Annotated in this window: 1 protein-coding gene (only partly in view); it reads left to right on the forward strand. The window is 67.5% G+C overall.

Annotated elements, in window-relative coordinates; translation table 11 throughout:
• Positions 1–12,776, forward strand: partial view of a non-ribosomal peptide synthetase gene (locus tag OG322_RS21630; RefSeq protein ID WP_266411758.1) — the 5' portion only. The gene runs 3,475 nt beyond the window's last position; only the first 12,776 of its 16,251 coding nucleotides appear in the window; it begins with the start codon at positions 1–3; its stop codon lies off the right edge, out of view.

Below are 12,776 nucleotides of genomic sequence, written 5' to 3' on the forward strand. Positions count from 1 at the left end.
ATGGCTATTTTCGGCAGTGAATCTCAGGACTTGATGGCTGGCCAGCTCGGCATTTGGCAGGCCCAGCAACTGGCACCTGAGAATCCGATCTACAACGTCAGCGAGTACTTGGAGTTCCACGGAGAGCTGAACGTGGACCTCTTCGTAGAAGCCCTGCGGCGCACGGTGGACGAAGCCGACACCGTCCGCCTTTGCTTCCGTGTGGAGGCGGGCACACCGAAGCAGTACGTTGCCGCCCCGAGCGACTACCCGATTCATGTCATCGACGTCAGTGGCGCGCCGGACCCGCGCGAGGCTGCCGAGGACTGGATGCACGCGGACCTCCGTCGACCGATCGCTCTGACCGGCGGAGTGCTTTCGACCTTCGCCGTCCTCAAGCTCAGTACGGACCGGTACTTCTGGTACCAGCGTCACCACCACCTGGTCCTGGACGGCACCGGCGGCAGGATTCTCGCCACCCGCCTGGCTGATATCTACGAATCGCTGCTCTCCGGCCAGGCCACCGATGAGGGAACCCTTGCGCCGCTGTCCGCGCTGATCGAAGCGGACCGTGCGTACCAGGACTCAGCCGATTTCCCCCAGGACCGGGAGTACTGGCTCGGCGTCCTGGCAGACCTTCCGGACTCCGCCACCGTGGGCGGGCACGGCGTCCGGCGGCTGCCGGACAGCCTGGTCCGGCACACCGACGGCATCGACGGTGACGACGCCGCGAAGATGAAGGCGGCAGCCCGGCGGTTCAGGACCAGCCTCGCCGGCCTGATGGTCGCGGCCGCAGCCATCTACCGGCACCGGGTGACCGGGGAGCGGGACGTCATCATCGGCCTGCCGGTGAGCGGCCGATCAGGGCGCCGCGAACTCGGGATTCCCGGCATGACCTCCAACAACATGCCGGTGCGCCTCAAGATCGACCGAGCGACATCCATCGCGGACCTCGTGCGCCAGATATCCAAGGCAGTCCGCGAAGGACTGCGGCACCAGCGCTATCGCTACGAGGACACTCTTCGGGACCTCAAGCTCGTGCACAGCGATTCGCTGTGCGCCATGCACGTCAACGTCATGTCGTTCGACTATCCGGAGCGGTTCGGAGACTGCGGCGTCACCTCCCACAGCCTTTCCACCGGACCGAGCGACAACAGCCGGATCGACATCTACGACAGGCCCGGCGAAGCCGATCTCCAGCTCGACGTCCTCGCGAACTCCGGCCTCCACGACCTGGCATCGGCGCAGGACATCTCACGGCGCTTCCAGAACATCGTTAACTGGCTCGTCACGGCCTCGCCCACCGACCTCGCAGGCCAGGTAGACCTCTTGGATGCGGACGAGCGCCGACGCGTCCTTACGGAGTGGAACGACACGGCGATCGACGTGGCCGGCACCACAGTCCCGGAGCTGTTCACCTCGTGGGTGGCACGGACGCCCGATGCGGTGGCGGTGGCTGCCGAGGACACCCAGCTTTCGTACGCGGAGCTGGACGAGCGCGCGAACCGCTTGGCGCAGCACCTGGTGAAGCTGGGCGTAGGACCGGAGTCGGTGGCCGCCGTCGTGATGGAGCGCGGTGTCGACCTGGTGGTGGCGCTGCTCGCGGTGTGGAAGGCCGGGGCGGCGTATCTGCCGATCGATCCGAGCTACCCGCCGGAGCGGATCAGGTTCATGCTCGACGACAGCCGGGCCGAGGTGCTCCTGTGCGAGGGAGGGCTGCTCGAGGGTCTGCAGCCCAGCCGAGCGCTTGCTGTCGCTCTGGACTCGGCCATGGTGCACGCCGCCCTGGAGGTGGCTCCAGCCACAGCGCCCGAAGTCACGTCGATCCCGGGTGGTCTCGCCTACGTCATCTACACCTCCGGATCCACGGGTGCACCGAAGGCGGTGATGCTGACGCACTCCGGTGCCGTGAACCTCGTGGCGGCGACGGCACAGCGGTGCGTGCTGGACGAGAACAGCCGAGTGCTGCAGTTCGCGTCGGTGGGCTTCGACGGCGCCACCTGGGAACTGCTGATGGCTCTGTGCTCGGGGGGACGCCTGGTGGTGGCTCCCGCCGAGAACCTGCTGCCGGGCGGAGGCCTGACGCAGACGGTGGCTCGCCATGGCGTGACGCATCTGCTGCTGCCGCCCGCGGCGTTGGGCGTGCTGGAGGCGGAGGACCTGGCATCGGTGTCCACGCTGTTCTCCGGTGGTGAGGCGTTGAGCGGGGAGCTGGTGTCCCGCTGGGCTCCGGGACGGCAGCTGATCAATGCCTATGGACCGACCGAGACGACCGTCGTCGCGACGATGGCGGGCCCGCTGGAGCCGGGTGATGAGCCGAACATCGGCACAGCCAACGCGAACGCGCGGGTGTACGTGTTGGACGACTCCCTGAATCCCGTTCCGACCGGAGTGGCCGGAGAGCTGTATGTCGCAGGCTCCGGAGTCGCCCGCGGATATCTGGGGCGCCCGGAGCTCAGCGCACAGCGGTTCATCGCCGACCCGTTCTCCGCCGACGGGACGCGGATGTACCGGACCGGGGACCGCGTCAAGTGGACCGTGGACGGTCAACTCGCCTTCGTCGGCCGTGCCGACGATCAGGTCAAGGTCCGCGGCTACCGGATCGAGCTGGGCGAAGTGCAGGCCGCGGTGGCCAAGCACCCCGAGGTCGAGCAGGCGATTGTCGATGTCCGGGAGGAAGCTTCCGGGGACAAGCGTCTGGTGGCGTACGTGATTCCGGCCGACGGTGCGCATGCTGACGAACTTCCTTCTTCTGTACGCGAGTTCGTCGCAGGAGGACTGCCCGCGTACATGGTTCCGGCCGCCGTCGTGGCCCTCGACGTCTTCCCTCTGACGGTCAACGGCAAGGTGGACCGCAGGGCCCTGTCGGCACCCGAGTACACGGTCGGTGTGCGCAAGGGCCGGGCCACGGCCCAGGAAGAGATCCTCAGCGCTGCCTTCGCCGAGATCCTTGACCTGCCGGGTGTAGGGGCCGACGACAACTTCTTCGACCTCGGCGGACACTCCTTGATGGCGACACGCCTCGCGAGCAGGGTCCGTACGCTGCTCGACGTCGAGGTCGGCATCGCCGATGTTTTCGAAGCGCCGACGGTGTCCGCACTCGCCGAGCGGCTGACCGGTTCGGGGGTTGCTCGGGCCGCGTTGGCCGCCAGGCAGCGCCCCGAGCGGATACCGCTGTCCTTCGCTCAGCGACGACTGTGGTTCATCGGCCAGTTGGAAGGCCCGAGTTCCACATACAACGCACCGCTCGTCCTGGGCCTCACCGGAAGGCTGGACCGTGAGGCGCTCAAGGCCGCGCTGGGGGACGTCCTGGATCGGCACGAAGCGCTGCGCACGATGTTCCCCTCCGAGGGCGGCGAGCCCTATCAGCGGGTCCTCGGCCTGGACGAGCTGGCGTGGGACCTGCCCGTCGTCGACGTCGTGAAGACGAAGGAGTCGTACGGCCGCCTCCGGGCGCTCGAGGACCTTCGGGAGTCGACGCCGAGGGATACCGACACGCAGCCCGAACTCGCCGATGAAGTGATCCACGCTGCTGGCTACGCGTTCGACCTGTCGGTCGAGGTGCCGGTGAAGGCCTGGCTGTTCGCGGCCGGGCCGGATGAGCACGTGCTGGTGCTGGTCGTGCACCACATCGCCGGCGACGGCTGGTCGATGGGCCCGCTGGCACGGGACCTGTCGGCGGCGTACGAGGCGCGGTGTGCGGGCGGTGCCCCGACGTGGGCTTCGCTGCCGGTTCAGTACGCGGATTACACGCTGTGGCAGCGCGAGCTGCTGGGTGCCGAGCAGGACCCGCAGAGCTTGATGTCACGGCAGGTCGGCTACTGGCGTGAGGCACTGGACGGCTCGCCGGCCGAGCTGGAGCTGCCGTTTGATCGTTCGCGTCCGGCGGTGGCGAGTCATGAGGGTCACAGTGCTCCGCTGGAGGTGTCGGCGGAGGTGCATGCGCGGTTGGTGGAGTTGGCGCGTGCTGAGGGTGTGACGGTGTTCATGGTGCTGCAGGCAGGGCTTGCGGTGTTGTTGTCCCGCCTCGGGGCGGGTACGGATATTCCGATCGGATCTGCGATTGCGGGGCGTACGGACGAGGCGCTGGACGACCTGGTCGGCTGCTTCGTCAACACCCTCGTGCTGCGAGCGGACCTGTCGGGAGACCCGACCTTCTCCGAGGCCTTGGGCCGGGTACGTGAAGCGGGACTTCGTTCCTTCGCCAACCAGGATGTGCCGTTTGAGCGCTTGGTGGAGGAGCTGGCTCCGGTCCGCTCCCTGTCCCGTCATCCGCTCTTCCAAGTCGTCCTCACCAAGATGAACGCAGTCTCGACCGTGCAGGACGGCACCAGCGGGCCGGTCCTCGAACTTCCCGGTCTGGGAGTTGAACTGCTGTCGACGGCACGTCCGGCGGCGAAGTTCGACCTAGACGTGATGGTTGGCGAGGAATTCGACGCCGAGGGCGCACCGACGGGTGTTCGGGGTGCCGTGACGGTAGCCGCGGACCTGTTCGACGCGGAGGCCGCGGCGGGGATCGCGCGCCGGTTCGCTCGTGCGCTCGAGCTGCTGGCCGAGAAGCCTTCAACTCGGGTTGGTTCGGTGGATGTGCTCGGTGAGGGTGAGCGTCGTCGGATTCTGACTGAGTGGAATGACACGGGTGTTGAGGTGCCCGGTCTTTTGACGCCTGGGTTGTTCGAGGCTCAGGTCGAGCGGACGCCGGGCGTGGTGGCGGTGGTCTCCGAGGGTGTCGGGGTTTCGTACGCGGAGTTGGATGAGCGCGCGAATCGGCTGGCGCACTATCTGAGGTCTCAGGGGATTGGTGGCGAGTCGGTCGTCGGCCTGTGTCTGCCGCGTGGTGTGGAGACGATCGTCGGGATTTTGGCGGTGTGGAAGGCCGGGGCGGGCTATCTGCCGATCGATCCTGCGCAGCCGGCGGAGCGGGTCGCGTTCATGATGCGTGACAGCCGGGCCGTGTTGACGTTGACGACCGAGGAGATCCTGGATGATCTTCCGGCGGGTCGTCAGCGGCTGGTGGCGGTGGACGGGACGCTGCTCCAGATGCAGCTGGCGTCTGCTGCGGTGACGGCACCCGACGTTACCGTTGCTGCGGGTCAGTTGGCGTATGTGATCTATACGTCGGGGTCGACGGGCCGTCCCAAGGGTGTCGCGGTGACGCACGGTGCGTTGGCGAATTACGTGGCCTCGGTTCCCGTTCGTGTCGGGTTCGGTGATTCTGCGGGCCGGTATGCGGTGCTGCAGGCGCAGGCCACGGACCTGGGCAACACGGTGGTCTTCGCGAGCCTGACGACCGGTGGCGAGCTGCACATCCTCCAGGAAGAGGCGGTCACCGATCCGGTGGCAGTCGCCTCCTACCTGCAAGAACGGTCCATTGACTTCCTCAAGGTGGTGCCCTCGCACGTGGCCGCGCTGGGAGCGGCAGCCGCGCTGCCGGCGAAGGCGCTGGTTCTCGGCGGTGAGGCGGCCTCGCCGGAGCTGGTCGGTGAGCTGCTGGCGGCCGCGGGCGAGTGCGGGGTGTTCAACCATTACGGTCCGACGGAGGCGACGATCGGCGTCGCGACCACCCGCCTGACGCCGGAGATCGCGGCGGCCGGTGTCGTTCCGGTGGGTACCCCGGTGGCCAACACCCAGCTCTACGTGCTCGACAGCGCTCTGCAGCCGGTGGCCCCGGGTGTGGTGGGTGACCTGTACATCGCGGGTGCTCAGCTGGCACGGGGCTACGTGGGCCAGCCAGGCCTGACGGCCGAGCGCTTCATCGCCTGCCCCTTCACCATGGGCACCCGTATGTACCGCACCGGGGACCGCGCCCGCTGGACGGCTGACGGGCAGATGGTCTTCACGGGCCGAGCCGATGATCAGGTGAAGGTGCGCGGCTTCCGCATCGAGCTGGGCGAGGTGGAATCGGCAGTGGCGGCGCATCCGCAGCTTGCCCAAGTGGCCGTCACCGCTCGCGAGGACATCCCCGGTGACGTCCGCCTGGTCGCCTATGTCGTCGCCGACGACGAGGACACCGATGGCACTGACCTGGTGGCTGCTGTCCGCGAGTTCGCCGTCGGGAAGCTCCCGGAGCATATGGTGCCCGCGGCCGTCGTAGTTCTGGACGCTCTGCCGTTGACGGGCAACGGAAAGCTGGACCGCAAGGCTCTTCCCGCCCCCGACTATGCGGCAGCAGTCTCTGGCGCCGGCCGAGGTCCGGCCAGCCTCCAGGAAGAGATCCTCTGCCAGGCGTTCGCCCAGGTCCTCGGCCTTGAAGGCGTGGGTGTCAATGACGACTTCTTTGAGTTGGGTGGGCATTCGCTGCTGGCGACGCGGCTGGTGAGCCGGATTCGTACGGTGCTCGGAGTGGAGGTGGAGATTCGGACGCTGTTCGAGACGCCGACGGTGGCTGGGCTTGCTGCGCGGCTGGCGGAAGCGGGTTCGGCTCGGGTGGCGCTGGTGGCTGGCGAGCGTCCGGAGCGGATTCCGCTGTCGTATGCGCAGCGACGCCTGTGGTTCATAGCCCAGCTCGAAGGACCTAGCGCGACCTACAACAGCCCGACTGTTCTGCGTCTGACCGGTCAGCTGGACCGGGACGCGCTGTCCCAGGCTCTGAAGGACGTCATAGCGCGCCACGAGTCGCTTCGCACCGTCTTTCCCATGGCTGACGGCGAGCCGCATCAGCATGTCGTGGACATCGACGACCCGGCCTGGGAACTGTCGATGACTCAGGTGGTTCAGAACGACGGCCAGGCAAGGCCGTCGGACGTGCCTTTGCTTGAACTCGATGGACTGTCATGGGACCAGCCTGTGATGGATCTACCGGTCATCGAGCCTGCCGAGAGTCTCCCGACAGACGAGATCAGCGCAGGACAGCTGCCTTCCGCAGTGGCTCGGGCAGCTGGGTACGCGTTCGACTTGTCGATCGAGGTGCCGGTGAAGGCCTGGCTGTTCGCGGCCGGCCCGGATGAGTACGTGCTCGTCGTCGTGGTGCATCACATTGCGGGGGACGGCTGGTCGATGGGGCCGCTGCTCCGTGATCTCTCTTTGGCGTACGAAGCGCGGAGATCGGGCGCTGCTCCTGAGTGGACCCCGTTGCCGGTGCAGTACGCGGACTATGCGCTGTGGCAGCGCGAGTTGCTGGGTGCGGAGGCGGACCCGGAGAGCCTGGCGGCGCGCCAGATCGATTTCTGGCGTGGAGCGTTGGAGGGGTCTCCGGAGGGCTTGGAGCTGCCGTTTGACCGCCCGCGTCCGGCGGTGACGACCCACCGTGGGCATTCGGCTGGATTCGAGGTCCCGGCGGAGGTGCATGCGCGTTTGGCGGAGTTGGCGCGTGCTGAGGGTGTGACGGTGTTCATGGTGCTGCAGGCGGGGCTTGCGGTGCTGCTGTCGCGCCTCGGGGCGGGTACGGACATTCCGATTGGGTCCGCGATTGCGGGGCGTACGGACGAGGCCCTGGATGACCTGGTCGGTTGCTTCGTCAACACCCTCGTACTCCGCACAGATCTGTCGGGCGATCCGACCTTCACGGAACTGCTCGGCCGGGTTCGCGAGTCGGGGCTTGAGGCGTTCGCCAACCAGGATGTGCCGTTCGAGCGCCTGGTGGAGGAGCTGGCACCGGCTCGCTCTCTGTCCCGGCATCCGCTGTTCCAGGTTGTCTTCACCAAGCTGAACGCATCCATGGGACACGAGGGCGCTTCCCCGGAGTTGGTGCTCCCGGGCATTAATTCCAAGGCTCTGTTCCTTGGTAAGCCCATGGCGAAGTTCGACCTGGACGTGATGGTTGGCGAGGAGTTCGACGCCGAGGGCGCGCCCGCAGGTGTTCGTGGCGCGGTGACAGTGGCTGCCGACCTGTTCGATGCGGAGGCCGCTGGCGCGATCGCGAACCGTTGGATTCGAGTGTTGTCGACGGTGGTCGAGGATTCGTCGATACCCGTGAGTGACGTTGATGTGCTCGGTGGGGGTGAGCGTCGTCGGGTTCTGACTGGGTGGAATGACACGGGTGTTGAGGCGTCGGGTGTGTTGGTGCCTGGGTTGTTTGAGGCTCAGGTGGCGCGGACGCCGGGCGCGGTGGCTGTGGTCTCGGATGGTGTGTCGGTTTCGTTTGCGGAGTTGGATGGTCGGGCGAATCGGCTGGCGCATTACCTGAGGTCGCAGGGGATCGGCGGCGAGTCGGTGGTCGGTCTGTGTCTGCCGCGTGGTGTCGAGACGATCGCCGGGATTTTGGCGGTGTGGAAGGCGGGCGCCGGGTATCTGCCGATCGATCCCGCGCAGCCGGCGGAGCGGATCGCGTTCATGATGCGGGACAGCCGTGCCGTACTGACCTTGACGACCGAGGAGATCCTGGATGATCTCCCGGCGGGTCGTCAGCGGCTGGTTGCGGTGGACGGGCCGCTGGTCCAGATGCAGCTGGCGTCTGCTGCGGTGACGGCACCGGACGTCACCGTTGCTGCGGGTCAGTTGGCGTATGTGATCTATACGTCGGGTTCGACGGGCCGTCCCAAGGGTGTTGCGGTGACGCACGGTGCGTTGGCGAACTACGTCAGCTCGGTTCCGGCTCGTGTCGGATTGGGCGGGTCGGGGGGCCGGTATGCGGTGCTGCAGGCGCAGGCAACCGACCTGGGCAACACCGTGGTGTTCGCGAGCCTGACCACCGGTGGCGAGCTGCACATCCTCGCGGAGGAGGCGGTCACCGACCCGGTGGCGGTCGCCTCCTACCTGGCGGAGCAGCGGATCGACTTCCTGAAGGCGGTGCCCTCGCATGTGGCCGCGCTGGGAGCCGCAGCGGCGCTGCCGGCGAAGGCGCTGGTGCTGGGCGGTGAGGCGGCCTCGCCGGAGTTGGTCGGTGAGCTGCTGGCGGCGGCGGGCGAGCGGGAGGTGTTCAACCATTACGGTCCGACGGAGGCGACGATCGGTGTCGCGACGACACGTCTGACACCGGAGATGGTCGCGTCCGGGGTGGTGCCGGTGGGTACCCCGGTGGCCAACACTCAGCTCTACGTGCTCGACAGCGCTCTGCAGCCGGTGGCGCCGGGTGTGGTGGGTGACCTGTACATCGCGGGTGCTCAGCTGGCACGGGGCTACGTGGGGCAGCCAGGCCTGACGGCCGAGCGCTTCATCGCCTGCCCCTTCACCATGGGCGTCCGTATGTACCGGACGGGGGACCGCGCCCGCTGGACGTCGGACGGGCAGGTGGTCTTCACGGGCCGAGCCGACGACCAGGTGAAGGTCCGCGGCTTCCGCATCGAGCTGGGCGAGGTCGAGTCGGCCTTGTCGATGCACCCGCAGCTTGAACAAGTGGCGGTCACTGCACGAGAGGACTCGTCGGGTGACGTTCGTCTGGTTGCCTACGTCGTTGCTGACGACGAGGACACCGAGTCCGCTGAACTCGTAGCCGCAGTTCGTGAGTTCGCGGCCGGCCGCTTGCCGGAGCAGATGGTTCCTTCGGCGGTCGTGGTTCTGGACGCTCTGCCGCTGACGGGCAACGGAAAGCTGGACCGCAAGGCCCTGCCCGCCCCCGACTACGCGGCCGCCATTTCCGCCGCGAGCCGCGGCCCAGCCAACCTCCAGGAAGAGATCCTCTGCGGCGCGTTCGCCCAGGTACTCGGCCTGGAGCATGTCGGCGTCGACGACGACTTCTTCGAGCTGGGCGGACACTCACTCCTCGCGACGCGGCTGGTGAGCCGGGTTCGTGCGGCGCTTGGCGTGGAGGTGGAGATTCGGGTGTTGTTCGAGACGCCGACGGTGGCTGGGCTTGCTGCGCGGCTGGCCGATGCCGGCTCGGCTCGGGTGGCCTTGGCGGCTGGTCGACGCCCGGAGCGGATCCCACTGTCGTACGCACAGCGACGCCTGTGGTTCATCGGGCAGTTGGAGGGACCGAGCGCGACCTACAACAGCCCGGTTGTGCTGCGCCTGACCGGTCAACTGGACCAGGAGGCACTGTCCGAGGCACTGCGAGACGTCATTGCGCGCCACGAGTCGCTTCGCACGGTGTTTCCCGTGGCCGACGGCGAGCCGTACCAGCTTGTCGTGGACGTCGACGATCTGGCGTGGGACGTACCGGTGACCGATGTCACCTCCGCGCAACTGTCGGATGCGATAGCTGGGGCCACTGGGTATGCCTTTGATCTGTCGGTCGAGGTGCCGGTGAAGGCCTGGCTCTTCACGACCGGACCGAGCGAGCACGTCCTTGCGTTGATGGTCCACCACGTTGCCGCTGACGGCTGGTCGATGGCCCCGCTTCTCCGTGACCTTTCCGTGGCGTATGAAGCGCGGTGTGTCGGCAGGGCTCCTGGGTGGACCCCGTTGCCGGTGCAGTACGCGGACTATGCGCTGTGGCAGCGCGAGTTGCTGGGTGCGGAGGCGGACCCGGAGAGCCTGGCGGCGCGGCAGATCGACTTCTGGCGTGGAGCGTTGGAGGGGTCTCCGGAGGCTCTGGAGTTGCCGTTTGATCGTTCGCGTCCGGTGGTGGCGAGTCATGAGGGTCACAGTGCTCCGCTTGAGGTGTCGGCGGAGGTGCATGCGCGGTTGGTGGAGTTGGCGCGTGCTGAGGGTGTGACGGTGTTCATGGTGCTGCAGGCAGGGCTTACGGTGCTGTTGTCCCGTCTTGGTGCGGGCACGGACATTCCGATTGGGTCCGCGATTGCGGGGCGTACGGACGAGGCTCTGGATGACCTGGTCGGTTGCTTCGTCAACACCCTCGTACTCCGCACAGATCTGTCGGGCGATCCGACCTTCACGGAGGCGCTGAGCCGTGTGCGGGAGGCGGGGCTGGGCGCGTTCGCCAACCAGGACGTGCCCTTCGAGCGCCTCGTCGAGGAGCTGGCGCCGACCCGCTCCCTGGCACGTCACCCCCTGTTCCAGGTTGTCCTCACGATGCATAACACCGCCGATGCCGTACTGGAGTTGTCCGGGTTGGTGGGCGAGCGAGTGCTCACGTCTCGTCCGGCGGCGAAGTTCGACCTGGACGTGATGGTGATCGAGACGTTCGACGCCGAGGGTGCGCCAGCAGGTGTTCGCGGTGCGGTGACGGTGGCTGCGGACCTCTTCGACGCAGAGGCCGCCGACGCGATCGCGAACCGTTGGGCTCGTGTGTTGTCGACGGTGGCGGACGACCCGGAGGTTCGGGTTGGTTCGGTGGACGTGCTCGGTGAGGGTGAGCGTCGTCGGCTTCTGACTGAGTGGAATGACACGACGGTTGAGGCGTCGGGTGTGTTGGTGCCGGGTCTACTTGAGGCTCAGGTGGATCGGACTCCCGAGGCGGCGGCGCTGGTCGCCCAAGGCGAGGCGTTCTCATACGCGGAGTTGGATGTTCGGGCGAATCGGCTGGCGCACTATCTGAGGTCTCAGGGGATCGGTGGCGAGTCGGTGGTCGGCCTGTGTCTGCCGCGCGGCGTGGAGACGGTCGTCGGGATTTTGGCGGTGTGGAAGGCCGGGGCGGGCTATTTGCCGATTGATCCGGGGCAGCCGGCGGAGCGGATCGCGTTCATGATGCGTGACAGCCGGGCCGTGCTCACCCTGACGACCGAGGAGATCCTGGATGATCTTCCGGCGGGCCGTCAGCGTCTGGTGGCGGTGGATGGTGCGCCGGTGGAGATGCAGCTGGCTTCGGCCCCGGCCACTGCTCCTGTAGTGGAACTCTCTGGCGGTCAGTTGGCGTATGTGATCTATACGTCGGGGTCGACGGGTCGCCCGAAGGGTGTCGCGGTCACCCATGGGGCATTGGCCAATTACGTTGCCTCGGTTCCGGCTCGTGTTGGGTTCGGTGAGTCGGGGGGCCGGTATGCGGTGCTGCAGGCGCAGGCCACCGACCTGGGCAACACGGTGGTGTTCGCGAGTCTGACGACCGGCGGCGAGCTGCACATCCTGGGCGAGGAGTCGGTGACCGATCCGGTGGCGGTCGCTTCGTATCTGGAGGAGCAGCGGATCGACTTCCTGAAGGCGGTGCCCTCGCATGTGGCGGCGCTGGGTGCGGCGACTGCGCTGCCAGCCAGGGTGCTGGTCCTTGGCGGTGAGGCGGCCTCGGCCGAACTGGTCGGTGAGCTGCTCGAGGCGGCCGCGGGTGAGCGGGAGGTGTTCAATCATTACGGTCCGACGGAGGCGACGATCGGTGTCGCGACGACGCGTCTGACGCCGGGGATGGCGGCGTCGGGTGTGGTGCCGGTGGGTACGCCGGTGGCCAACACCCAGCTGTACGTCCTGGATGGCTCGCTCCAGCCGGTGGTCCCGGGCGTGGTGGGTGAGCTGTACATCGCGGGTGCGCAGCTGGCGCGGGGCTATGTGGGTCAGGCGGGCCTGACGGCCGAACGTTTCGTCGCGTGCCCCTTTGTCCCGGGTGCGCGTATGTACCGGACGGGTGACCGTGCCCGCTGGACGTCCGACGGCCAGGTGGTGTTTGCCGGTCGAGCGGATGACCAGGTGAAGGTGCGCGGTTTCCGGGTGGAGCTGGGTGAGGTGGAGTCGGCGCTGGCCGCGCACCCGCTGCTCGACCAGGTGGCGGTCACCGCTCGCGAGGACACGCCAGGCGATGTCCGTCTGGTCGCCTACGTCGTCACCGACGACGAGGACACCGAACAGGCCGACCTCGCGACGTCGGTACGTGAGTTCGCGGCCACCCACCTGCCGGAGCACATGGTGCCCTCCGCGGTTGTCGCCGTGGACACCCTGCCGCTGACGGGCAACGGGAAGCTGGACCGCAAGGCTCTCCCCGCCCCCGACTACGCGGCCGCAGCCTCGAGCTCGGGCCGCGGCCCAGCCAACCTCCAGGAAGAGATCCTCTGCCAGGCGTTCGCCCAGGTACTCGGCCTGGAGCATGTCGGCGT

It is taken from the genome of Streptomyces sp. NBC_01260 (genome assembly GCF_036226405.1).
Classification (GTDB): domain Bacteria; phylum Actinomycetota; class Actinomycetes; order Streptomycetales; family Streptomycetaceae; genus Streptomyces; species Streptomyces laculatispora.